General features: G+C 42.3%; 31 protein-coding genes. 12 read left to right on the top strand and 19 right to left on the bottom strand.

Annotated features, from left to right (window positions below):
* The first annotated feature begins 20 nt into the window (after positions 1 to 20).
* From HNQ34_RS17390 to HNQ34_RS02065, 4 genes are all read left to right on the top strand, one after another.
* Positions 21 to 461: a cupredoxin domain-containing protein gene (locus HNQ34_RS17390; RefSeq protein ID WP_246363685.1), complete on the top strand. Its 441-nt coding sequence runs from the start codon at positions 21 to 23 to the stop codon at positions 459 to 461.
* Positions 462 to 471: 10 nt separating this feature from the next.
* The gene (locus HNQ34_RS17700; RefSeq protein WP_281375860.1) at positions 472 to 630 is read left to right on the top strand and encodes a multicopper oxidase domain-containing protein; all 159 of its coding nucleotides are present in this window, start codon (positions 472 to 474) and stop codon (positions 628 to 630) included.
* 19 nt (positions 631 to 649) lie between these two features.
* On the top strand, positions 650 to 793 hold the full coding sequence (locus tag HNQ34_RS17705; RefSeq protein ID WP_312856091.1) for a multicopper oxidase domain-containing protein: 144 nt from the start codon (positions 650 to 652) through the stop codon (positions 791 to 793).
* Between the two features lie 256 nt (positions 794 to 1,049).
* The gene (locus HNQ34_RS02065) at positions 1,050 to 2,321 is read left to right on the top strand and encodes a cytochrome b family protein (RefSeq protein WP_183251067.1); all 1,272 of its coding nucleotides are present in this window, start codon (positions 1,050 to 1,052) and stop codon (positions 2,319 to 2,321) included.
* 811 nt (positions 2,322 to 3,132) lie between these two features.
* Here the strand turns inward: HNQ34_RS02065 and HNQ34_RS02070 are convergent.
* The 6 genes from HNQ34_RS02070 to HNQ34_RS02095 all read right to left on the bottom strand — a co-directional run bounded on the left by HNQ34_RS02070 (position 3,133) and on the right by HNQ34_RS02095 (position 6,752).
* Positions 3,133 to 3,291, bottom strand: a complete 159-nt coding sequence (locus HNQ34_RS02070) for a hypothetical protein (RefSeq protein WP_183251068.1) — start codon at positions 3,289 to 3,291, stop codon at positions 3,133 to 3,135.
* Between the two features lie 186 nt (positions 3,292 to 3,477).
* A complete protein-coding gene (locus HNQ34_RS02075) occupies positions 3,478 to 4,041 on the bottom strand; it encodes a glycerol-3-phosphate responsive antiterminator (protein WP_183251069.1) in 564 nt (187 codons plus the stop codon).
* Between the two features lie 12 nt (positions 4,042 to 4,053).
* On the bottom strand, positions 4,054 to 4,218 hold the full coding sequence (locus tag HNQ34_RS02080; protein ID WP_183251070.1) for a hypothetical protein: 165 nt from the start codon (positions 4,216 to 4,218) through the stop codon (positions 4,054 to 4,056).
* Between the two features lie 39 nt (positions 4,219 to 4,257).
* On the bottom strand, positions 4,258 to 5,655 hold the full coding sequence (locus tag HNQ34_RS02085; RefSeq protein ID WP_183251071.1) for a sensor histidine kinase: 1,398 nt from the start codon (positions 5,653 to 5,655) through the stop codon (positions 4,258 to 4,260).
* Positions 5,652 to 6,326 (bottom strand): response regulator transcription factor, encoded by a 675-nt coding sequence (locus HNQ34_RS02090; protein ID WP_183251072.1) that lies wholly within the window; start codon positions 6,324 to 6,326, stop codon positions 5,652 to 5,654. Before HNQ34_RS02090 ends, HNQ34_RS02085 begins: the two co-directional genes overlap by 4 nt.
* Positions 6,327 to 6,515: 189 nt before the next feature.
* Positions 6,516 to 6,752 (bottom strand): hypothetical protein, encoded by a 237-nt coding sequence (locus HNQ34_RS02095; RefSeq protein WP_183251354.1) that lies wholly within the window; start codon positions 6,750 to 6,752, stop codon positions 6,516 to 6,518.
* 110 nt (positions 6,753 to 6,862) lie between these two features.
* Between HNQ34_RS02095 and HNQ34_RS02100 the strand changes: the two genes are divergently transcribed.
* Together HNQ34_RS02100 and HNQ34_RS02105 are read left to right on the top strand one after the other, a co-directional pair.
* Positions 6,863 to 7,330, top strand: a complete 468-nt coding sequence (locus HNQ34_RS02100) for an Hsp20/alpha crystallin family protein (protein ID WP_183251073.1) — start codon at positions 6,863 to 6,865, stop codon at positions 7,328 to 7,330.
* 184 nt (positions 7,331 to 7,514) lie between these two features.
* Positions 7,515 to 7,769 carry a sigma-G-dependent sporulation-specific acid-soluble spore protein CsgA gene (locus HNQ34_RS02105; RefSeq protein ID WP_183251074.1) on the top strand — a complete coding sequence of 85 codons (255 nt, stop codon included), beginning with the start codon at positions 7,515 to 7,517 and terminating at the stop codon, positions 7,767 to 7,769.
* Positions 7,770 to 7,805: 36 nt separating this feature from the next.
* Here HNQ34_RS02105 and HNQ34_RS02110 read toward each other — a convergent pair whose 3' ends face one another.
* Positions 7,806 to 8,141 carry a YppG family protein gene (locus HNQ34_RS02110; protein ID WP_183251075.1) on the bottom strand — a complete coding sequence of 112 codons (336 nt, stop codon included), beginning with the start codon at positions 8,139 to 8,141 and terminating at the stop codon, positions 7,806 to 7,808.
* A gap of 170 nt (positions 8,142 to 8,311) precedes the next feature.
* Here HNQ34_RS02110 and HNQ34_RS02115 point away from each other — a divergent pair, with 170 nt between their 5' ends.
* Positions 8,312 to 8,512, top strand: a complete 201-nt coding sequence (locus tag HNQ34_RS02115; RefSeq protein WP_183251076.1) for a YppF family protein — start codon at positions 8,312 to 8,314, stop codon at positions 8,510 to 8,512.
* Positions 8,513 to 8,590: 78 nt separating this feature from the next.
* On the top strand, positions 8,591 to 8,761 hold the full coding sequence (locus tag HNQ34_RS02120; RefSeq protein WP_183251077.1) for a hypothetical protein: 171 nt from the start codon (positions 8,591 to 8,593) through the stop codon (positions 8,759 to 8,761).
* Between the two features lie 24 nt (positions 8,762 to 8,785).
* Here the strand turns inward: HNQ34_RS02120 and HNQ34_RS02125 are convergent, their stop codons facing one another.
* Together HNQ34_RS02125 and HNQ34_RS02130 are read right to left on the bottom strand one after the other, a co-directional pair.
* Positions 8,786 to 9,169, bottom strand: coding sequence for a YppE family protein (locus HNQ34_RS02125; RefSeq protein ID WP_183251078.1), 384 nt, complete (start codon positions 9,167 to 9,169; stop codon positions 8,786 to 8,788).
* Between the two features lie 28 nt (positions 9,170 to 9,197).
* Complete coding sequence (locus HNQ34_RS02130) at positions 9,198 to 9,563, bottom strand: hypothetical protein (protein WP_246363688.1); 366 nt, start codon at positions 9,561 to 9,563, stop codon at positions 9,198 to 9,200.
* A gap of 68 nt (positions 9,564 to 9,631) precedes the next feature.
* On the opposite strand from HNQ34_RS02130, the gene recU reads away from it, so the two are divergent.
* Together recU and HNQ34_RS02140 are read left to right on the top strand one after the other, a co-directional pair.
* A complete protein-coding gene (gene recU, locus HNQ34_RS02135; RefSeq protein WP_183251079.1) occupies positions 9,632 to 10,231 on the top strand; it encodes a Holliday junction resolvase RecU in 600 nt (199 codons plus the stop codon).
* 17 nt (positions 10,232 to 10,248) lie between these two features.
* Positions 10,249 to 12,909 (top strand): PBP1A family penicillin-binding protein, encoded by a 2,661-nt coding sequence (locus HNQ34_RS02140; protein ID WP_183251080.1) that lies wholly within the window; start codon positions 10,249 to 10,251, stop codon positions 12,907 to 12,909.
* A gap of 15 nt (positions 12,910 to 12,924) precedes the next feature.
* Here the strand turns inward: HNQ34_RS02140 and HNQ34_RS02145 are convergent, their stop codons facing one another.
* The 4 genes from HNQ34_RS02145 to asnS form a co-directional block, all read right to left on the bottom strand.
* Positions 12,925 to 13,434 carry a YpoC family protein gene (locus HNQ34_RS02145; protein ID WP_183251081.1) on the bottom strand — a complete coding sequence of 170 codons (510 nt, stop codon included), beginning with the start codon at positions 13,432 to 13,434 and terminating at the stop codon, positions 12,925 to 12,927.
* Positions 13,418 to 14,089: an endonuclease III gene (gene nth, locus HNQ34_RS02150; protein WP_183251082.1), complete on the bottom strand. Its 672-nt coding sequence runs from the start codon at positions 14,087 to 14,089 to the stop codon at positions 13,418 to 13,420. The genes HNQ34_RS02145 and nth overlap by 17 nt, the downstream gene beginning before the upstream one ends.
* 53 nt (positions 14,090 to 14,142) lie before the next feature.
* Positions 14,143 to 14,844 (bottom strand): DnaD domain-containing protein, encoded by a 702-nt coding sequence (locus HNQ34_RS02155; protein WP_183251083.1) that lies wholly within the window; start codon positions 14,842 to 14,844, stop codon positions 14,143 to 14,145.
* 228 nt (positions 14,845 to 15,072) lie between these two features.
* Complete coding sequence (gene asnS / locus HNQ34_RS02160) at positions 15,073 to 16,365, bottom strand: asparagine--tRNA ligase (RefSeq protein ID WP_183251084.1); 1,293 nt, start codon at positions 16,363 to 16,365, stop codon at positions 15,073 to 15,075.
* 226 nt (positions 16,366 to 16,591) lie between these two features.
* Here asnS and HNQ34_RS02165 point away from each other — a divergent pair, with 226 nt between their 5' ends.
* Positions 16,592 to 17,050: a hypothetical protein gene (locus HNQ34_RS02165; RefSeq protein ID WP_183251085.1), complete on the top strand. Its 459-nt coding sequence runs from the start codon at positions 16,592 to 16,594 to the stop codon at positions 17,048 to 17,050.
* A 182-nt stretch (positions 17,051 to 17,232) separates the two neighbouring features.
* Here HNQ34_RS02165 and HNQ34_RS02170 read toward each other — a convergent pair whose 3' ends face one another.
* Positions 17,233 to 17,814: a hypothetical protein gene (locus tag HNQ34_RS02170; RefSeq protein ID WP_183251086.1), complete on the bottom strand. Its 582-nt coding sequence runs from the start codon at positions 17,812 to 17,814 to the stop codon at positions 17,233 to 17,235.
* 107 nt (positions 17,815 to 17,921) lie between these two features.
* Positions 17,922 to 18,560 (bottom strand): BMQ_0737 family morphogenetic spore coat protein, encoded by a 639-nt coding sequence (locus HNQ34_RS02175; protein WP_183251087.1) that lies wholly within the window; start codon positions 18,558 to 18,560, stop codon positions 17,922 to 17,924.
* A gap of 396 nt (positions 18,561 to 18,956) precedes the next feature.
* On the opposite strand from HNQ34_RS02175, the gene HNQ34_RS02180 reads away from it, so the two are divergent.
* On the top strand, positions 18,957 to 20,690 hold the full coding sequence (locus HNQ34_RS02180; RefSeq protein ID WP_183251088.1) for a coiled-coil domain-containing protein: 1,734 nt from the start codon (positions 18,957 to 18,959) through the stop codon (positions 20,688 to 20,690).
* Positions 20,691 to 20,743: 53 nt separating this feature from the next.
* Here HNQ34_RS02180 and HNQ34_RS02185 read toward each other — a convergent pair whose 3' ends face one another.
* From HNQ34_RS02185 to HNQ34_RS02200, 4 genes are all read right to left on the bottom strand, one after another.
* The gene (locus HNQ34_RS02185) at positions 20,744 to 21,928 is read right to left on the bottom strand and encodes a pyridoxal phosphate-dependent aminotransferase (RefSeq protein ID WP_183251089.1); all 1,185 of its coding nucleotides are present in this window, start codon (positions 21,926 to 21,928) and stop codon (positions 20,744 to 20,746) included.
* 17 nt (positions 21,929 to 21,945) lie between these two features.
* Complete coding sequence (locus tag HNQ34_RS02190) at positions 21,946 to 22,422, bottom strand: cell wall elongation regulator TseB-like domain-containing protein (protein ID WP_183251090.1); 477 nt, start codon at positions 22,420 to 22,422, stop codon at positions 21,946 to 21,948.
* 12 nt (positions 22,423 to 22,434) lie between these two features.
* The gene (locus HNQ34_RS02195) at positions 22,435 to 22,605 is read right to left on the bottom strand and encodes a YpmA family protein (protein ID WP_183251091.1); all 171 of its coding nucleotides are present in this window, start codon (positions 22,603 to 22,605) and stop codon (positions 22,435 to 22,437) included.
* A 223-nt stretch (positions 22,606 to 22,828) separates the two neighbouring features.
* Positions 22,829 to 23,605 carry a ComEC/Rec2 family competence protein gene (locus tag HNQ34_RS02200; RefSeq protein WP_183251092.1) on the bottom strand — a complete coding sequence of 259 codons (777 nt, stop codon included), beginning with the start codon at positions 23,603 to 23,605 and terminating at the stop codon, positions 22,829 to 22,831.
* Between the last annotated feature and the right edge of the window lie 11 nt (positions 23,606 to 23,616).

A 23,616-nucleotide genomic window follows, 5' to 3' on the forward strand; every position in this document is an offset into this window, starting at 1 on the left:
AATGCACTAGGGAAACAAAAATGGCGCAATATGGTAATATGGATGACATGGATCGTGGTGATCATGGCAACATGAACAATGATGCAAGCGCTCCATCCCATGCTGAAATGATGAGCATGATGTATGATACGTTAATCATCAATGGAAAAGCATCTCCCGCTATAGAGAACATTCAGATGTCTAAAGGAGATATAATTAAACTTCGATTTATTAATACGGGATTGTTCACACAAGTGATCGGGATCGCTAGACGTGAATTTAAGGTGATTCATTATGATGGGCAACCAATCAATAAGCCTGAGCTTATATCTATTGCGGCAATTAGAGCTGCACCGGCTGTTGAAATTCAGATTTTGGTGCAATTAAAAAGGAATTTGATATGGTATTGGGAACAGATGATGGTGGTGAGACATTCACGATTAACAGCAAACAAATGTCGGATAAAGACTTTCAAAGCATAAAATATACGAAATGGAAGAAGGAAATGTTGTGAAAGTCACTATTGTCCATGATACCGATGTTGATCATCCGATGCATCTTCACGGACATTTCTTCTATATCCTGTCTAGGAATGGAGAACAAGTGACGTTTCCCCATTGTCAAAGAAACATTAAACGTCAGACCGAATAAATCTTACGAGATTGTTTTTATCGCTGACAATCCGAAAAATTGGATATTTTACTGTCATGAGCTGCATCATGCGCGTGATGGCATGGTTTCAGAAGTAGTAAGATATTTTAGTTTTACGCCTGCCTTCACGCCAGATTCCAACATCCCCAACAAGCCCAAATAACCAACCGCTTCACAGACAAATGCATTTGTCTGGAAGCGGTGTTGTTCGGTAATCCGACAGTTGAAAAATACCGATTACTCCATAAAAGACGAAAACGTTAAAGTTCGAAATTGCATTTATATAATTAAGTATAGCGGAAGAATGTGATGGAAATGTGAAGTAGTTCAATTGTCTGCTTTTCTTCATAGATTCTTCAAATCTGTGTGTTATGGTGATGATATCAACAATTTTAATTTTGAAAAGGAGTGATAAAAGTATGATACTCAATCTGCAAAACAAAAAAGCAATTTTTCTTCGCCATCTGTACGTAGCAGTGTTTTCCGCCCTGCTCGTCTATTTGTTTTATCTGTCATACTTCACTTGGGGGGTTGAACCCGCCCTGTGGCCCGACTGGGGTAACGACCATCCCTTTTGGCGGGCGTGGGCACACGCTGCGTTTGTTCTCCTTTTCCTCACACTGATATTATCACCAGCAGCCATACTGTGGCACCCCATTAAACGATTTCTCTCTTGGAGGAGAGAACTTGGAATATGGTTTGCGGTGTTATCGTTTGGACACGGTTATGCTATCTGGGATCGTTGGGCAAGATGGGACGTTGCCAGACTATTTGGGTTTGAATATATCGAAGAATGGGGCAGTTATGTTCTCTTCAGGCCGGAGGTTGGAATCATGAACTTGATGGGCCTTGTAATGGCCCCTATGATCATCTTGCTTGCTGTCACTTCCTGTGACAGGGCTGTGAAGTTTCTTGGAACATCTTCATGGAAATGGATTCATGGTACACTAGTCCCTGTCATTTTCTATATTGCTATGCTGCGCGGTACATTATATCTTTTTTATTTCTTTCAAGCTACGCCTCCTGACTGGAGGTTCTATCCTCGGATCTGGTTCTTGTATGTTTTTCTCGGCATGGGAATTCTTGCTGTCTTGCTTCAGGCAGCCGCTTTCACTAAGATTGTGCTTCGGCGGAGAAGTGAAAAACGGAAGAACAGTATATTTCAGGTCATCTGTTTGATTGGGGTAGCCGTCATGTTGGCCATGCCTATGGTACTGATGACAGGAATGGTAGCTTATTTTGACAGCAGGGTGATAAAAGAACCTCCTGCGTTTACCGAACAAACACAACCCCAGCAGAATTACGCGCCAAACTTTGAAATGGTTATCCGCAACGCAAATCAAAACATTCTGCTTTGGGCAAAGAATCTGGACAGTGAGCCGTACTATCGCCAAACGATCGAAATCGCAGGAGAGCCCATCTCACATCAAATTTACCGGTATAGCGAGCGTACGTTGTATTTAACCGAGCTGGATACGAACATGGAGCTTGTGTGGAATAAGATTGAAAATGTGGAACCCGAAGATATCGGAATTTTGAAGGTGGCCATGGGGCCGGGCGTGTGGGCAAATCAGTATGGAACAGGAGATCACCAGATCGGGGAGTTGCAGGTCACCATTCTGAGCGTAGGAGAAACCATTGCCGATGAGGTGTTTGAGATTCCTAGAAATGTGAAGCTGATCGAGCCATAATTCAGAGAAACTTCATTGTTCAGCTGTTTTTAAATACAACAGGCTAAAGCTTATTTGAATTTTGTAACAGTGGACATAGTGGGGAAGTTGATCATATCTATAGTTATAGATGATGACAGAAAAAAGTGGCATGCAAGATGTATGATCATATACCCTTGGCTAGTCTGTATAGCATCGTCGTTTTGTGAGTGGTCTGTTTTGCTTTTGTGTTTCAGTGTCACATTACAGGTATGGCCGATATGGTGGCTGCTATGGGGATTGGCATGACCGACGAGCTAGGTATAGGCATGGTTTTGGGCATCATCCAAGGAAATTATTTTTTTCAGGCAACGGTCTTAGTTAGGCATATTGGCTGGTATTATCTTCGGTTTTTTGTGAGGAATTTCATTTGGACTGGCGGCCATAGTGGATTGGGATCTCAGCTGGTGTTATCGGTGGAATGATGGGAGCGATGACTCGTGCCATGATCCCTGCTGAACATGACACTGTCTATGATTAAAATTATCTTTGTGTTGTCAATGGGTATGTATGTTATTATCTATTTGCTGCTTCACTAGGAAGCCGATCTCCATCAGAATAGATCAGAACATATGAGATGGATCAAAATGATGTTGCCCAAATCTTCTCTGCTCTTTATCATTGTCTGTTTTTTTATTCATGTCTACCAACGCTGGAGCGAATAGGGGCAAAGAAAGAAGTAGATGAAGCACCACATCCTTCTCACAGCATGGTGGAAGAGGAAAGTCTATAAAATTGCGTCGGATCTCCACCTCCCCAAAGATCGTCTGGATTCGTACCGTTCGTTTATCTTTTAGGTCATAGCGTTTTTTTTATCTCGTTGCTTGGCTTGCTCTTCATCCAGCCATTCCAATACCTGTTGTAGCATTTCTCCATACGTTTTTTGCAACATCGAAAACAATTCCGCTTCTAGCTCTTTTAATGTTTGCCCACCTGTGATAAACTGTTGCATAGGACTCTCTTCCCTCCTTTGTGGTTAGGTGGCACTTATCACCATACAGGAAGAGAGTCCTTTTTGCATCTTTTTTGCTCATCCTCCTTCTGTTCAAGAAACCTCCCCCTTGAACCATACGAAAGAGGACTTACCTTCCTCCGACTTTTACTCATACATTTATTTGTGCCGCGATATCTAGCATGGCTAGCGCGCGTTTTGATAATGTTCCCACAGCTCTTTTTTCGATGTTGTAATCGCGCTCGCTCCAGCTGCTAGCGCGCGTTCAACATCATCGACCGTACGAACAAGCCCTCCAGCAAAAATCGGAACACCTGTCCGTTCCTTCACTTCCCGGATGACATGCGGCATCGCCCCCGGCATCACTTCAATAAAATCCGGCTTCGTCTTTTCAATGAGCTGATAGCTCTTTTCAAGCGCATGCGAGTCTAAAAGGAAAATGCGTTGGATCGCCAACACCTTTTTTTGCTTCGCCTTGACGATCACGCTTCCTCTTGTTGAAATCAACCCACACGGCTTGAATTCTTGACATAAATATTCCGCCGCATACTCATCGTGACTCAATCCTTGGATTAAATCCGCATGGACGATCAAGCTTTTTCCGCATTGGCGCGCGTAATGGAACACGCTTTTCAGCTGCGAAAGATGTAGCTCTAACAACACCGCGAGTCCGTATGAACTAGTTAAAAACGTTTCAAAGTCTTTCATTGTTTTGATAGCAGGAATGATTTTTTGCTGATGAATCGTCAAAAATATCTCTCCTCATCCATTATTCTTCACAACATCGACTGTTGCCAAACAAGACGGAGAGATCATCGCCCGCGGCTTGCACGCGCTTATTTTAATCCCTCGCTTTTGAAATTTCTCAATGACGTGCCGAATGTCCTTCTTTTGGCGATTCACTGCTCCGTGTAAATGGTCTTCCATGCCTCTTCTCACCTTTCTTCTTCACTATTTCAGTTCTCACTAAACGGCTTTAGGAATGAATAATTCCACCGTTGTTCCTGCTCCGACTTCGCTTTCGATGGCAATTTGCCCACCGTATTTATCGACAATTTCCTTTGCGATTGCAAGCCCAAGCCCTACTCCGCCTTTCTCACGACTTCTTGCCTTATCAACCCGATAAAAGCGTAAAAACACTTTTTCTAATTCGTCACGCGGAATCCCAATTCCTTGATCGATCACAGAAAGCGAAACATATTTTCCATCTTCCTTTAAACGAATGGTGATCTTTTTGCTTTGTTGCGAATATTTCACTGCATTATCTAGTAAAATTAACAAAAGCTGTTCCAAATGATGCTTCGCTATTCGGACGAATGCTTTGTCCCTTAACTCATCGACCATCATAAACTGAAAGCTCGGATGTAAAACCCGAAAGTTTTTCACGATTTGTTCCGCTGCTTCTTTCGGAGAAATTGGCTGAAGATCTGAAGGCACCGTAATCACTTCCGCGTGCGATAAATCCAACAGTTCAAGCGCGAGCTTTTTCAAGCGACCGACTTCTTGTGACGCCGCTTCTAACGATTCTTCTAAAATATCGCGATTATTTTTCCCCCATCGTTTTAACAGCGAAAGATGCCCTTCTAAAATCGCAATCGGAGTGCGTAATTCATGGGATGCATCTTCGATAAACTGCTTCTGTTGATGAAAAGAATGCTCAATTTCGTCCATCATTTCATTAAACATCACCATCAATTCGGACATTTCATCGTTTGAACGCGGAATGTCGATTCGTTCTTGGAATCCTTTATTTTTAATGTTCATCATCGTTTTCGTTACCGCTTGCAGACGCCCGACGAAATGTTTGGCAATGAACAGTCCAATCAACGCGCTCATCATCATCGCAACGACGCCGATCAACGTCATAATGAAAAACAACATCCTCGCCATTCGTTGAAATTTCACGAGATGACGGACCATTTCAATCGTTCCGTTCATCGACAAAAGATGTAATGGCTTGCGCAAAATAATCGAACGCTCATCATTCACCGAATGATAATCAATTTCTAAATTTTTCGGTCTCTCCGTTGGAAACAACGAAACGGAAGCATGGTTCGCAACTGAAACGATGACATTTCCTTTTTCATCAAGAATGCGGATCGCTTGATATTTTTCATTTAATTTTTCAAGCAATGGTTTACTTTCGCGAATATCTTTCCAAGATAGATTACGTTTCTCTGTGTAATAAGTTTCAATTTCTTCGATCGTTTTTTTCATCGTTTTTTCTTCTTCGTTCAGCAGCCACTGTTTCACCGTTTCATATTGCAAGTATGTAAACAAAAAGTAAATGACAAAAATCACCGACGCTGAAAGAAACGTAAGCTTCCATTTTAATGAGACGTTTTCCAGACGAAAAAGTTTCATGATCGCATCACATATCCAGCACCACGTACCGTTTGGATATAGCGTTCCTTGTCTGTTTCATCTAACTTATGACGTAAATATCGAACGTATACGTCGACGACGTTTGTTTCTACTTCCGTATCAAACCCCCATACTTTATTAAGCAACGCATCTCTTGTAAGAACGATATCAACGTTTTGTAAAAACGTTACCAGCAAATCATATTCCCGCTTCGTCAGTTCGACGACTTGTCCTTCTTTTTTCACAACGCGTGCTTTCATATCAACGACAAGGTCTTTAAATGTTAAGCATTCCTGCTCGGACGAAGGATGAATGCGGCGAAATAGGGCACGAATGCGGGCTAACAATTCCTCAATCGCAAACGGTTTCACAATATAGTCGTCTGCGCCGCTATCTAATCCCATCACGCGATCAAATACGCTATCCCTTGCCGTAATCATAATCACTGGGGTTTGCTTGACCGCTCGCAGCCGACGACATACTTCCATCCCGTTTAGGCTTGGAAGCATTAAATCCAATAAAATGAGCCCCCAATCCTCGGATAAAGCAAGTTCTAGTCCTTCTCTGCCGTCATGGCACACGCTCACTTCATATCCTTCATGAAGTAAATCGAGTTCAATAAACCGCGCTAAATTGGCTTCATCTTCAATAATTAAAATGCGTTTGTTCATTGTTTTCCCTCCTAACCTTTATCATATCAAAAAGAAATGCTAACCGCCCGAAGCAGTCAGCAAATATATTTTCGTATCAGGCGTGTTGATTAACCAATAAAAAGCTAACCTAATGTTTAAACCGGATATATAAACTTATTATACCTTTATAACAATAATGGATAATCAACACTTATGTTGTCGTATAATTTATGAATGTTTGTCAAACAAATCGATAAATGCTTGAACAATTTCGATGAATTGATACGTAAGCAAAGATACGGCTGTTCCTGAGAAAAAAAGTGTAATCACCATCCGCATATGCTCTCCTCCCTTCTTGATGCCGGCCTCTTCTTTGCTGGAAAGGATTGAGCTGTGGATGCACAGAACATACCGATGCATTTCGACGAACGTTGCTACCGGCTTTTTCGTTAACGTTTCCATCATAATCGATCAATCTTAAAAATAGATGAGATTTCTCTAAAAAAATAACAGTGACCTTTTTCAACGGTGGCACATACATTTAAAGAAGAGAATGAAGAAAGGAGTTGAATACGGTGAACGATCATTTGCAGCCGCCTATGAGAAAAAAGGGGAACGAGGAGCCACTGCAGCGTTTATGGGAGATGGTGGACCAATTTTTTGACGAACGGCCGCTCAAAAAAATGTTTGAAACGCTCGATGAATATTTTCATGAAACGTTTTCGCGCTCGTATATTCCAATCAATATCCATGAAACAGCTACCGAATACGTCATTACCGCCCACCTTCCAAACGTCAACCGCCATCAAGTTCAACTTGAATTTGATGACAGCATGTTACATCTCACCATTCAAAATAATGAAGTGATCGAGTCGACAGATGAGCAAAACAACGTGTATAAAAAACGGCGCATGTATCAAAACATGACGCGGACGATTCCGCTTCCTTACCCCGTAACAGAAAAAGAAATTAAAGCATCGTTGGAAAATAACGAACTGATCATTCGTCTGCCGCAAAAGAAAAAATTTATTAATATTGATTAAAAAAGGTGCATGCATGCGCCTTTTTTTACAAACTTTTATCCTTTTTCATCTGTTGGATTTCATGATTGAGAGGGATTAACCATACATACTTTTTATCTGGTTGATGAATTCTATGACCATCAGAGATAATGCCGCGAAAGTCGTCGCGACATTCAAAGTATTTTTCATATGGAGGCGAATGATCATGGAAACAACGTTAGCGAATTTGCGGGAAGTGCTGTCGAATTATTTGGACTACCATACGGCCATCCCGCGGCACATTTATCAAAAATTGCATGAAAAACCGTATGAAAGCGAAGAAGCGTTCGTCCGCGATTTATCACCACAAGAAATTGCCTTTTTAAATCGCATCTTGCCACGTGAAATCCACTATGCGATGAACGAACGGGATGCGGTACGCATCCATCATTTAAACGAAGTGTATGAACTATTATTTTAATACGAAAAGGTGTCCTCCACTGTTTCGGACACCTTCTTACTTTTTAAACGTACTGATTAACCCTTTCAGCACACCGTTGGCTTGGTTGATCGTATTAATCATTTGCCCCATCGTGTTCATCATTTTATTAATATCGTACGTTCCATCCGAATTTTTAAATTGCGACATGAGCGATTGAATGGCAGGTGTCGGCGGCTTCAACATCGGGTTTGACTTCGGGTATGGCGTCGGGTATGAAGCTCCTGTGTACTGCCCAACCGGCCAATACGAATACGCCTGATGATACAAGTGCGGATTCCATCCCCCATAATGCGGTGAATGAGAAAACGGCGGCGGAAAGGAAACGCGATATGGATACGGATATCGATACATACACCATCCCCCACTTTCTAGGCTACCATTAGTATATGTGCCATATAAGCAGAAGGTGAACAGAGGCATGTCATAAGTTGTCGGAAGTTTCAATTTTTTGAATTTACGCAAATGATCGATTTTCATGATAAGATGAATAAAAAACAAGATGGATGAAGGGGGCATGCACGATGAACGCAACAGAGTTAAAAAACAAATTTATCGCCATGAAAAACTATGAACCGTCCGACTTAAATGAACTGCTCGATTTTGCGCGCCAAGTATATTTGCGCGGCGAAATCACGATTGTCCAATATCGCGACATCACCCGTGAACTGGAAATAGCGGGCGCTTACAAGCCGGAACAAAAAAACGAATATGTGGGTTTATAATCGGGAGCAGCTTTCTCCCGTTTTTTTACGTATATTTATCGTTCATTGAAACAAAGTAATGAACAAGGGGGTGGCATCATGAGCAGAGGCGTTCATTTTCATCATAAGTTAAAAGGACACGAGCACGAACCGCCAAAACACGGCAAAAACGTCCCGCCGAAACAGACCGAACGAGTCGAATACGAAATCGGAACGGTAGCGACAGAAGAAGGTGGCCCTGTTTCAATCAAAGTCGAGAAAAATGAATAAATATAAAAACGGCTTCCCTCCACGTTATCGGGACAGCCGTTTTTCATTGTTCCCTTTTTTTAATCGATCGCTTACAAGCAAAAGCGTGTATTCGATTGATTGATGAAACTGCTTCATTCGCTGGCGCTTTGCAGCAGGATAAAACGCTTCAATGGCGATTTTTTCAATGTTTTCGGCCAGCGCCTCCATTTGTTGCGGATGAACATACTTCGGCCCGGCGGAGCGGATCCACGCCAGTGCCTCTTTTTTCCATTCATCCGCCGTCTGTTTAACTTCATCCGCAAATGGCTTGACCGTTTTAAAAAAATCCGGCTGTCCGCCATCCCAGTCCGTTTGTTCGGCAATTTGCAAAATGTCGTCATTATATTTCAGCAATTGCTTCGTAAGTTTCTCTAGCTGTTCGTACATACTATGTCCTCTCTCCTTTTGAAAGCCATTATACAAAATGCAATTTCGACGGCACAAATATTTTTTCTTCATCTTCTTCATCCATTCGCTGCTCAACGTGCCCGATTTGTTTTTCTAACTCCTGCATTTGTGCTTGTTGGAAATCGCATCGCTCTTGTATGAGATCATTGATGACATGTTCCATTTTCGCTTCGACTTGTTCCATAAGTTCTAACATTTCCCCTAGCTGCTTCTCCACTTCCTCTTTTTTTACCCACCGCATCATCATTCCTCCCATCACCCGTTTGCCTTTAAACATTCGCCATTTATTTCTTGCTCCCTTCACACTTGACAAAACTAGAGCCATTTCGACAAAGAAAGTGGTCTTTTTCGTTTCTTCGTACAATTTTGACATTTTCTTTATACACCCTATTCTTTCTTTCCTATGGTATAATAAAAAACATTCAAAAGGAGATGAGGCATATGGTGTTAAACTATCCGGGGGGAAAACGATTCAAAGTGAAGGAAGATCACGAACGTATCCATCGCTTTCATCCGAATTACGGAAACCGTGGAATGACGTTAGAAGAAGACTTAAATGCAACGAATGAATATTACCGCGAACACGGCATTGCGGTCATTCATAAAAAGCCGACGCCGATTCAAATCGTCCGCGTCGACTATCCGAAACGAAGCGCCGCTGTCATTAAAGAGGCGTATTTTAAACAAACGTCAACGACCGACTATAACGGCGTATACCGTGGCAAATACATCGATTTCGAAGCGAAAGAAACGCAAAGCACGACATCATTTCCTTTGAAAAATTTTCATGAGCATCAAATTCAGCATATGAAACAAGTGATCGAACACGGGGGAATTTGTTTTGTCATTTTGCGCTTTTCCTCTCTTGATGAAGTATATTTATTAGACGCTTCGCATTTACTTATTTTCTGGGAGCGTCAGCAATCCGGGGGGCGAAAATCGATGACAAAACAAGAAATCGAACGATACGGCCATTACATTTCACTTGGCTACCAACCGCGAATTGATTATATTAAAGTAGTAGAATCCATCTACTTTTAAAGAAAGGTAGGATTTTTATGTCTGGTGACTATCGTTCTCGCGCAGAACGGAAACAAGCAGCGAAACAAGCAAAACCTAAAAAAGCAAAAAAGCGAAAAACGAGTTCTTTTTTTAAAATGATCGCACTTACTCTTGTGATATTGATGATGATTGGCGTGATCAGTGGAATCGCTGTGTTCGCCTACTTTGTCAAAGGCGCTCCACCGCTTGATGAAACAAAAATTAAAGACCCGTTATCATCTACCGTTTATGATATGAATGGTCGTAAAATTGCCGAGTTAGGCGGGCAAAAACGAACGTATATTTCTTACTCAGACATTCCGAAAATGCTTGAGCAGGCTGTACTAGCGACCGAAGATGCCCGTTTTTACCAGCATCATGGCATCGATTTTATTCGCCTTGGCGGAGCGATTGTCGCTAACTTCAGAGAAGGGTTCGGAGCGGAAGGTGGAAGTACAATCACCCAACAAGTAGTAAAACTCACCTTCTTATCGCGTGAAAAAACGCTGAAGCGGAAAGTACAAGAATTATGGCTCGCACTTCGCCTTGAACAAAAATATTCAAAACATGAAATTTTAGAGATGTATTTAAATAAAGTTTATTACTCTAATAACGTGTATGGTGTTGCCAAAGCAGCTGAATTTTATTTTGGAAAAACGAATTTAAAAGACTTAACGCTTCCAGAAGCAGCGCTACTTGCTGGAATGCCGCAAAGCCCAAATAACTATAACCCATATGAATACCCAGAAGCAGCGAAGAAACGACGCGATCTCGTCTTATCGCTAATGGAAAAGCACGGTTTTATTACAAAAGAAGAAGCGGAAAAAGCGAAAAAAGTGACCATTCAATCGATGTTAGTGGACCGGAAAAAACATAACGGATCGTCGTCTATCCCATACGATTCATTTATCGATGAAGTCATTAAAGAAGTGACAGATCAAGCAAATGTCAACGTGTATGAAGACGGGTTAAAAATTTATACGACGCTTGATCCAGATGCGCAAAGCTACGTCGAAGATTTACTAAATTCAAACGAGCTATTTACGGATAAAAAAGATTTGCAAGCGGCGATCGCTTTGATCGACACAAAAACGGGCGAAATTCGTGCGCTTGGCGGCGGACGGAATCAAGACGGTGTTACATTCGGCTTTAACTATGCAACACAGCGTGTCGGACAGCCGGGCTCGACGATCAAACCGATCTTAGATTATGGGCCAGCAATTGAGTATTTACAATGGTCGACCGCTCATCAACTCGTGGACGAACCGTATCAATATTCAAACGGAACGCCAATTAAAAACTGGAACGGTACGTACGAAGGCCCGATGACGATGCGAATGGCGCTCGCGAGATCGCGCAACATTCCGGCGTTAAAAGCATTGCAAGCGGTCGGATTAAATCGCGCGAAACAATTTGCCAACAAGCTCGGCATGGGTTTTGACAACATTTATGAGTCTTACGCCGTTGGCGGTCTTGAAAAAGGCGTATCACCATTGCAAATGGCCGGTGCATATAGCGCCTTTGGCAACAATGGAGTGTACATTAAACCACATGCCGTGACGAAAATCGTCTTCCCGGACAATACCGAAATGGATTTAACACCAAAACCGAAAGTGGCGATGAAAGATTATACGGCTTATATGATTACGGATATGTTAAAATCGGTTGTTCAATACGGTACTGGTACGCTTGCGAACGTTCCAGGCTTGCATGTAGCCGGAAAAACAGGGACGACAAACTATCCGGAAGATGTGGCACGCAAGTACGGCCTTCCTAGCAATGCCGTACCGGACAGCTGGTTTGTCGGTTATACGCCAAATTACACCGCAGCCGTATGGACCGGCTTCAGCAAGCGAAGCAGCACAGCAAATTTATCCGTATATGAACAAAAACTGCCGCGTTTATTGTTCAAAAAAGTGATAGCGCATGTCGACGACGGCGGAAAAGATTTTCCAATGCCAAAAAGCGTCGTGAAGCTGCCGATTAAAAAAGGATCCAATCCGCCGCAACTCGCTGGAAAATATACGCCAAAAGACGAAATTGTCTACGAATGTTTCGTCAGAGGAAGCGAGCCGACCGAAACCGCAAAAGACGAACAGCCGCCGGCGCCGACAAATATACAAGCAACATACGATCAAATAGCCGATGCCATTTCGCTTTCTTGGAAATATGGTAGCGACATCGAAAACGTGGCGTTTGAAGTACGCATGAAAAACGACAAAGGCGAGGTGAACGTTCTTTCAACGACCGATTTGTCATTAACAATCAGCCATCCAACCTCTGGGGCTCTTTACACGTTTGAAGTGTATACCGTAAGCAAAGACGGACAAGTAAAAAGCGAGCCGGCGACAACCACCTTGCAAGTACCAAGCAGCGAGCAAAGCGAACCACAAACGCCAACGTCCGACCAAAATGGAAACAATAACAGTGGGACGCCGAACGGAACAAACGATAGCAATAATAACGGAAACAATGAACAAAATAACAGCGGCGACAATTCCGATAATAACACGACACCAACGCCGCCGGCGCCAAACCCAACGAATCCGCCGGCGCCAAACAACGGCGCCGGAAACGGTTCAACAGGAACGAACTCAACAAACAGCCTAAGGAATGCAACGAAAACTAATTCGCTCAAAAAAATCGGCGCCGGATCCACCACTCTTTCCGTCCCATAAACTAAAAGGGATGTCTCAATGAGAAGACATCCCTTTTTTCATCATGGCTAGCTGTTTGTAAAAAAGTTTTGTCACTTCCTCAAACAATTCGCTTAACTGAATAAATGAATGGTACACATCACAGCGGGAGAAAATGAATTGAAGTCGTTCAACGCAATTGATTGGCTTCAACGCTAGCGCTTCGATTTCTTTTTCCCAAGTGCGCACGTTTTGCGTCCTCTTTCCGTTCAGCCAAAATAAGCACACAATCAAATATGACAATCCACGAATCATCGGCTCCCGTGCCGCAGCTCGGTTTCTTTTCGCAAAGCATGCTTCGAGCTGTTCTTTTTCGTCGTTCCATAACTCGAGCACCGCCGGAATTGACTGTTCGATCTGTTCCCACGGTAGAGGGGTACTGCTGACGATATCGTAATAAAAATACACTGTTTTCATTTGATATGGAAATGGTACATCGCTCGTTTTTTCAATTGTATCCCCTTCGCGAAAAAAGGGTGGATGAACGAATTCAGTCGGTACTCGCAACGCTCTCACCCCGTTGTTTCATTCGTTTTTTCCCTTCACGGCACAAATCGAGAAGCGGGCAAACGTCGCATTTCGGCGCTTGCGCTTTACAATGATAGCGCCCGAAAAAAATCATGCGGTGATGCGTAATTGACCATTCTTCTTTCGGAATTTTCCGCATGAGCGTTTCCTCAACTTCCAACACGGAATCTTTCCAGCGGCAAAAGCCGAGACGCTTACTGACCCGTTCGACGTGCGTATCTACGGCAATCGCCGGAACGCCAAATGCGACCGATACGACGACATTTGCTGTTTTGCGGCCGACACCCGGCAATTTCATCAGTTCATCGCGGTCGTTCGGCACTTGTCCGTTATATTGTTCGATTAACATCGCACATAACTTTTGGATGTTTTTCGCCTTATTTCGGTACAGCCCGATCGAGCGGATATCTTGCTGGAGTTCTTCGAGCGGAACGGATACATAGTCTTCTGGTGTTTTATATTTTTCGAACAGCTGCTTCGTGACTTTATTGACGAGCGCATCGGTGCATTGTGCCGATAAAACAACGGCAATTAGCAGTTCAAACGGGTTGCGGTGCACAAGCTCGCAATGAGCGGCAGGAAACATTTCTCCCATTTTATCTAAACATTCACGAATTTGTTGGCGAGTAAGCAAACGAATCCCCCTTTCATTTCATGCATAGAAAAACGAGAGACAACGCCTCTCGCTTACGACTCGAGCCAATTATAAAACGTAACCGTTTGCTTGTATTCCGTTTGTGATGCCGGTGCTTGTTTCAGCTGATGCTTGCGAAATTTTTTGCCATAATCTTTCGCCTGCTCAATCGTGCGGATTCCGTTCTTTTTCCATTCGAATAAAATGCGGTCGATGTAGCGGAAGTTTAATTTTCCTGACAACACTGCTTCACGGAGCGCCGCCTTAATGATCGCTGGCTCGTGTTCATCTTGGTCGACCCACATCGTTAGCGTCTCGCATTCAAACGGCGAAAGCGGACGCCCAAATTCTTGTTCAAACATCGTATACAAACTTTGTTCCTCCTCTTGCCGCTCCATTCGCTCTTCATTCGCCGATTGAACAAACAAGTAATACACAAGCTTTTCCCAAAGCGGCTTGAGCGAATATTTTTCAATGCGAACCGCTTGTTCGTCCACCTGTTCTTCAATCGAAACAAATCCCTTTTGCAACAGCTTCCGCAACGTTTCCATGCATTGCGACGGCGTTAACGTCATTTTTTCTGCGAGCTCCGCCGGAGTCGGAAACCAAATCCCTTCTTCAATAAATGAATGAAGATGCAAAAGCAACATAAACTCTACTTCCGTTAAGCCGAGACGCTTATAATGATGTAAAAGCAATTTCGGAATCGCAACGCTTCCTTGGGCCAGCCATTCTGCCATTTTTCCTTTATCCATCGGAACACACCTCAATTTATAGTATAGCACAACCAAGATAAGAAAACCCCCGAAAAATAGGGGGATGAAAAATATTTGGCAAAATTGGAGCGCCCTCAGCTTTTCTTTATTGTCTAGCTCCGGCGACTAGCTCGCTTGTGTGAAATAGCCTTCTCCCTCTGGGGCAACCTCCCTGCGGCCGAAGAGCGTTTCACTTCAAAAGCTGTACACGCGCCGCCTCTGCTTTTCTTATGGATAAAGGCGATTTAACAAGCGCGGGAATGGGATTGTTTCGCGAACGTGTTCAACGCCGCAAATCCAAGCGACGGTGCGCTCCAATCCTAATCCGAATCCAGAATGTGGAACAGAACCGTATTGGCGCAATTCTAAATACCATTTATACGCATCAAGCGGCAAATTGTGTTCTTCCAAGCGTTGTTTTAGCAGTTCGTAATCGTGGATGCGCTCAGAGCCGCCAATAATTTCGCCATATCCTTCCGGCGCAATTAAGTCAGCGCAAAGCACAACATTCGGACGGTTCGGATCTGGCTGCATGTAAAACGGCTTTAAGACGGTCGGATAGTGCGTAATAAACACCGGTTTGTCAAAGCTTTCGGCAATCGCCGTTTCATGCGGCGCTCCGAAATCATCGCCCCACTGGATGTCATCGAATCCTTTCTTGTGAAGAAGCTGAATCGCCTCATCGTATGTGATGCGCGGAAATGGTGCTTGAATGTTCGCTAGTTTTGACGTATCGCGATCGAGCGTTTTTAATTCAAGCGAGCAGTTTTTCAAGACAGATTGAACGATATATGACACATATTGTTCTTGTACTTTTAAGTTGTCTTCAAACTCGTAAAACGCCATTTCTGGCTCGATCATCCAAAATTCGATTAAATGGCGGCGGGTTTTCGACTTTTCGGCACGGAACGTCGGACCAAACGAGAACACTTTGCCAAGCGCCATGGCCGCTGCTTCCATATAAAGCTGACCGCTTTGGGAAAGATACGCATCTTCATCGAAATATTTCGTATGGAACAATTCCGTCGTTCCTTCTGGTGCGCTGCCTGTTAAAATCGGCGGGTCGATTTTCACAAACCCATTGTTGTTGAAAAATTCGTATGTCGCGCGAATGATTTCGTTGCGAATTTTCATGATCGCATGTTGGCGTTTCGAGCGCAGCCATAAATGGCGGTGATCCATTAAAAATTCGACACCATGCTCTTTCGGCGTAATCGGATAATCAACGGCTTCATGAATGATTTCTAAATTCGTGACCGCGAGCTCATAACCGAACGGAGAACGCTCATCAACACGAACCATCCCCGTTACATATAAAGACGTTTCTTGCGTCATTGATTTCGCGATTTTGAATACATCTTCCGATACTTGCGATTTTTCGACGACTCCTTGAATGAAGCCTGTCCCGTCGCGCAATTGCAAAAAGGCGATCTTTCCGCTCGAGCGCTTATTCGCCAGCCAAGCGCCGATCGTCACCTCTTTCCCTACATATTTGCTTACTTCTGCAATCGTTGTCTTCACCTGTAGGTCCCTCCAAAACTTGTTCGAAAAACTATGTATGCATAATTTACATTATACCTTTCGACAAAAAATCAAGCAAGATGAAAGAAAAACGAAGGAGAGCGCCTAATTTTGCGCATGTAAAAATAGGTTTTATATTAGTTATTTGTCCGAAACATTTTTTCGGTCATTCTCATTTAATACAATAGGTGCGAAAGCATAAAATATATGAAAGGAAGGTAATATTATGGCTTGCTTATGTAATGGAGGATTATTTCCTCGTTTGTTTAGCACACAATTTACAGCAGTTGCTAATAATGTCACTATCCCAACAACAGCTGGTACCACTACAGTGCTTACTCTTCCGCCGATCGCTACGCTTAGCAGTGATAAAGTGAAATTAGATTCCATGGTTGAATTAGCAATTGTATCGTTAACAGCTCTTAACATAACAAATGCTAGTTACGTTCTACAGCGATCTACAAATGGAGGAGCATTCGTTGATTTGGCTCAGCTTGATATAGACTCTCCATTAACTGCTGCTGCTACAACTACTTTATATCCGAACCTTACTTGGGTAGACATTCCAGGCGTTGGAACACAAATTTACCGTATCGTTATTGTAATTGGAACTTTACCTGTTGGTATTACTTCTATTACTGCAGAAACTCGCTCATTAAACGCTCTTGTCGTTCGAGAAGCATAAATAAACAACGGCTGACTCAAACAGTGCAGAATAGATATTGAGTCAGCCTTCCTTAATTTATGATTTTACATTCACTAACGTTCAATTCATTCTACTATTCAGTTTTCCCATTCTTAGCAAATCCATCTCTCTCGGCATACTGTATACTTTCCCCCATCTAATTTTTTATCGGATCATTTGAATCACGCATGAATGACAATATTGTTTAAAGCCCGAATCCCATTTGTGAATTGTTTACAATAAAAAAACCCTTCCACCTTATAAGTCGTTTGTTCTTCTCTAATATCAAATTTTAGCTGAAAGTTGGAAAAAGATAATTTCTGTTTAGGTTCGATTTGTGAAATATGGACAGGCTTTAACCAAAATTCTCCTTTATCCTCCACAATTTTATTCGCATCCTCATTCATATATTGCCACGATTCCATCACTAATGGATTCAAACGGCGATCATATTGCACATCTTCTCCAAGCTTTGCCGATAACATGGCACGTTCTTTTGGTGCCACTTTCAGACATATGAAAGGATTTTCAAGAGGAACCGCCCCGGCATTGTGAATGACAAAGTTACCGATGACAGTCCCCTTCCGCTCTGCGGTTTTCGGCAATAATAACGAATACGTAAAATAGGAAATGACATTTACATGATGAATATCTTTCTCCTGTTCTTTAGCGTTTTTTATTTCGTTCAATGTTTGCTTGATTGCCTGAATGTCATGCTCCAGCGCACGAATTTTTTTTTCCACTTGCAAAAGCAGATCGCTCATCTTTTCCCTCCTTGTGAAAATAAAGATTTCTTTCATGTTAATATGTATGAAAAAAAGAGGGCGAAATCCCTCTTTTTCAAAATGGTAGGAGTTGAAACTCGCTTATTTTACATAATCGGAAAAACTGCTGGACATTGCGGCGGAAATACATCGACTGGACATTCTTCTTCGCAAATAACTTTTGGACGAGGTTGGCAAAACTTCGCAGCTACTTCTAAAATGACTTCAAATGTTACGACAATACTTTGACAAACTCTTACAAAAACTGTCGCAGTAATGGTCCCATTTTCATTTAGTGTAAATGAACTCACTCGGCAACTGTTAAAAGCATTTTGTGTTTGATTACAACATACTGTTGTACCATCTGGTGCGCAAAGAATCACTTCTTCGCTTATTGTAATCAATGCTGGATTACTTGATACAGTCACTTGTGCGCCAGCTGCGTTTGTGCCCGTCACTTCTAAAATAACTTGAATGGTTTTACTTAATGTAACAGCTTGAAGTGTAACGGCTTGATCTCCCACCATACATTCGATATCACGACGTAGACCGTCTTCCACACATTCTAATAGGGTCATGGAACAATTGACTTGTGAGATTGTTACACCAGTAAGAGCACCAGTAGGGAACGTGAATGTGATATCTCGTGTGAGTGACACAACATTTGTTGTCCAGTCGTATACTTTACAAACTTGAATACACTCAGGACTAAACTCTTGGGCAAATTGCTCTAAATTGATTGCCATCGAGTAATCTCCTTTCATGAATTTTTTCAGGCTACTCTATACTATGTAAATGACTTACATGCGTGACAAAATGAGTGCCCAAAATTCCAACATATATAAATGCAATTTGGTACTTTAACGTTTTCGTCTTTTATGGAGTAATCGGTATGTTTCGACTGTCGGGTGACCGAACAACACCGCTTCCAGACAAACATATTTGTCTGTGAAGCGGTTCGTTGTTCGGTCCTCTGTCACGCGAAGTCGTGACGAAGGCCAGTCACAGACTTGCCTCCGACAGTCGAAAAAATAGGGAGTCTACTTTTTCGTCAGCCATAAGTTAAACCTCCCAGTTGTATTTATATAGTCAAACTATGTTTATGTAAACCTTCATCACGATCTTGCATACAATTGTAAAGAGTGGGTATTATTAAAAAAATTTCTAAAAAGGTGGTGAGCGAGATAGTGAACCAAGGGCGTAGAAGCATTCAGCTGGAGCAAAAAATTATTCACCTTAAATCAGAAGTAGAAAAATACAAAACAATGCTCGCTTCGTTTCAATCGGATCAACAATCGAACCATCTTAAAGAACAAATGGAGCAGTTAACAGCCGAAAATACCCAACTTAAAGAAACTTGCGACCATTATAAAGAAACCATTTCCACACAAACTCATGAAATAAATCGCTTATCAGCAGAGTTAGAAGAAGTGAAAAAAGACAACCGTTTATTACATGATGAAGCTCAAAAATTGAAAAATGAAAATTTTGTTCTTCACAAAAAGATTGAAACAAATGAAGAAAAAATCCAATCTTTATTAAGCAGTGCATCTACCTACAAACAAAGACAGACGGAACTTGAAAAAGAAAAAGAAGTTATCGAAGAAAAAATGCAGTCATTAGAGAAAGAAATGGCTTCTCATCATGCACTACTAAAAAACTATCTGTTTCTTCAATCATTATTAACATCTTGGATAGAAAGGATCAAGATCATGGAAAAAGATTATGATTTTTTGAAAAAAAACAGTGATAAAATGTTTAAGGATTTTGAGGAATTGAAAGAAGGATTATTCACGCAAAAACAAGAAACTGAAGATTTAAAAGAAGAAGTCCGCTCGTTAGAAAAAAAGCTTTATGTCATCGAAAAAATGCTATCGGAGTTAGACAAAGAGCAACAAAAAGATATGGTCGTCCTGCAAAAACAAATTTTACATCAGCACGTTGAAATTGAATCCCTCCTTGAAAAAACTTCTCACTTCACAAATGAAATTGAAAAAATATTAAATCAAATGGCCGATTTAACCGAACGGACCGAAAAGAAAAAAGAAGATTTATTAAATCCAGAAATGAACGAAATGAAAGAAATGTTATCACAGGTAATTCAACTGCTAACGTCCCAGCAAAAGCCCTTCTTGGCAGAAGAAAAGCGAGAAACCATTTCGCCGCCAAAAGCGAACACAATATCACCTGCCAACAGCTTTCTAAAACTACAGGAATTCATTGATGAAAAACAACAATCAATCATCGTATCCCCAGCTAAAAAGAAAAATCAATCCCATTCGCAAATGTCTAATATATATCCTCAAAAAACAAGCCAGATTAAGCATGTGCAAATCGAAAATCAGCCTTTTCAAAGCTCCCGACCTCCATTGCGACATAAGTCACCGGGAGAGGATGATGACAAATTACCCAATTCAATAATTCCTGCCGTTCTATACACAACTGATTCAGATGACGTGGCAGACACGTATTCGTTCAACGATTCCGATGCATCGATCCATGCTTTCATTGCTTCAACAGAAGAACCGCCAGTAATGATGGAACATCATATGGAGAATACCGAATGTGAGCCGTCAATGCTGCCTCAAGAAATAGCAGAAGCAGAACTTCACCGTGAAATCACTTTAACTATAGGCAATGTACAAAACACAACGGTTACCGCGCTAGATGCTTTTCTCCATAACGATAATTCAACAGGCGAAGAAAAAGCCGATTCAGTACCGATTCAAGCAGCCGACGACACACAACCGTACTCTTATGCGTCGCATGCAGTACGAACAAACGAATCCGTTTTTGATCGAGCCGATGAAAAGTATGCCGAAAGCAAAAAATGGCGATTGTTCTCTTTGTTCAAAAAAGCAAAAGCAGTGAAATAACAAAGAAAGAGGGGATTGCCTTCCCCTCCTTCTTGCCCTATCTTGTTCAAGATCTATTTCATTTTCTGCTCCATAAACTGTTTGATCCGCTCGATAGCTTTTTCCAATACGTCAAGTGATGTCGCATACGATAAGCGAACATTGTCAGGAGCGCCGAATCCTGAGCCTGGCACGAGGGCAACTTTCGCTTCCTCTAAAAGTGCCTCAACGAATTCATCAACGCTGCTATAGCTGGCCATCAACGCTGCTTGACGGGCGTTCGGGAACAAATAAAACGCTCCTTGCGGCTTGACGCACGTAAAACCCGGAATTTGAATTAATTTTTCGTAAATAATATTCAGGCGCTCTTCAAACGCTTGCCGCATTTGTTTAACCGGCTCTTGTGGCCCGTTGTATGCCGCAATCGCCGCATATTGAGCGATCGATGTCGGGTTCGATGTGCTATGGCTTGCAAGGTCGGTCATCGCCTGAACGATTTCTTTATTTCCTGCCGCATATCCGATACGCCAGCCAGTCATCGAATGCGATTTCGACACACCGTTAATGATGATCGTTTGCGCTTTTAACTCTGGTGAAAGCTGCGCGATCGATACATGCTTATTGTCCCCATACACAAGTTTTTCGTAAATCTCGTCAGATACGATTAAAATATCGTGCTCTAAGCAAATGTCACCGAGCGCTTTCAGCTCGTCTTCTGTGTAAATCATGCCGGTCGGGTTGCTCGGCGAGTTGATGATGACTGCTTTCGTCCGCTCTGTGATAGCGGATTTCAGCTGTTCTGGCGTGATTTTAAATTCGTTTTCCTCCAATCCTTCCACATAAACCGGCACACCTCCAGCTAACTTCACTTGTTCTGGGTAGCTGACCCAATACGGCGTCGGGATAATGACTTCATCTCCTTCATCTAAAATCACTTGAAACAATGTGTAAAGCGCATGTTTCGCCCCGACACATACAATAATTTCCGACGGTTCGTAATGAAGATTTTGATCTTGTTGAAATTTTTTCACAATTTCCGATTTTAAGCTTGCCAATCCACCGGACGGCGTATATTTCGTATGGCCTTCGTTCATTGATTTGACCGCCGCATCGATAATATGCTGCGGCGTGTTAAAATCAGGCTCGCCTGCTCCTAAGCCGATCACATCATGACCTGCTGCTTTTAATTCTTTTGCTTTCGCGGTGATCGCCAACGTCGTCGAAGGTGTGAGCGACGACACTCGTTTTGCTAATTTCATCATCATGTCCCCCTTAATTATTGTTCGAAGCTATATCTTTTCAAAAAAGCACCGTCTTCAAAGCTGATGTAATAAAACGAATAGCGGTTGTCTTGATCGATATACGTCAGCTCCCAAAGAGGTACTCCTTTTTCCATCCCTAGTTTTGTGGAAACGATTTCTTTCGGATTCCGTTCCGCTTTAAGTTTTTCAATCGCCTGTTGCTTCGTTATTCCGCTTTTGGCCCGTTTGACAACAATATGTTCTCCTTTTTCCGGAACCCATGCGATTTTTTTCGTTCCTTTACGGTCCGTGCCTACCAGTACGACATACGTTTTTTCGCCGTAGTATGTATACGTATCATCGATATACGCAAACGATACTTTTTGAGCGGCTCGTTCTCTCGCTTTTTCTATGAGCGACTGTTTCGGATCCATCGCCGCACGGTAAACGCTCACCGTCAGCCAAATGACGATACATAAAAAAACAAAAAACAAAATACTCCATTTTTTCATATAGATCCCATCTTATGTACGGTAAATTGTAAAAATCGCTGTATTTTGATCTTTTTCATCGAGCGCCAAACCAAACATTAAATCGTTCTTTTTTAACGTCCGATTCAAACAATCGACAATTTTATATAAATCGGGTGAGTGCTGAATTTTGACAGTTGCTAACACTTCGATTTTACTCTCCATCTCACAGTTTCCCCCTCTATGCCACAAATTTTGTTACTTATAGGAATACGGCCAAGCAGCCACACTATACATACAACAAGCTTCTGTTGTATCTTCTCATTATTATAACAGGTTCGTTGTACAATTTCATAAAAAATTTCCCCACCTACATCTGATGAACCTGCAACATATGCGTTGCAGGTTTTTAGCAGCAAGCATGCTAATTGAATGAATGGTATGCGCTTTATAACGTAATGGCTTCATATCTTGACAAATCGCATTTCAACATTACGATGCCTGTCTGATGCACTTGATAAATGTCGATCCAACGTTGATAAAGCTTTTCTAACAAACGCTGGTTAGGCTGGACTCCTTGTTTATGAAAAATAATGGCTACTTGTGGGTCGATTCGCTTTAAAAGCGATGCGCTTAAATGATCGCTCCTTGCGAATTGGGCCACTTTTAAAACGTCCACATCTTTCAGATCCATGTTCATCAGCTTATGTTTTACGGATTCATCATCGCTCGCCATATACAATAAACAAAGCCGTCCGTATCGAAACCGAATCGTTAAGCGACCGCCATCGGCTGCCAGAACATCCGCGAACAAATGCGGAAAAAGTGCATGATGTTCCCCATCTTTCCAAACGGATGTTACCCCTTCCGTTTTCACGCCAGCAATGACGCGTTGAGCGTGATATCGCCGTCGATACAAAGCAAAAGAAGACGCAAAATCGTGATGAACGTCTGTCAATAAAATCGTGTCAATGCGCCCAATGTAAAGGCGCTCAAGCCACGTTCGAACTTGCTTTTCGCTCCCTTTTCCCCCTGTATTCACAAGTACCGTTTGTCCTGCCGCGTTTTTCATTAGCATCGCTTCTCCGTTTGCCAGCGGAAGACAAACGACCGCTATTTCCTCGTCTTCAAGGCGCAAATCGATTTTTTTCACCGCTTGATCGAACGGTTCTTCCGCGAAAATTCCTAACGAAAAAGACATGAGAAACGATAAAAAAAGTTTCAACGACGCCATCA

It is taken from the genome of Anoxybacteroides tepidamans, from assembly GCF_014201465.1.
In the GTDB taxonomy this organism is placed as follows: Bacteria; Bacillota; Bacilli; order Bacillales; family Anoxybacillaceae; genus Anoxybacteroides; species Anoxybacteroides tepidamans.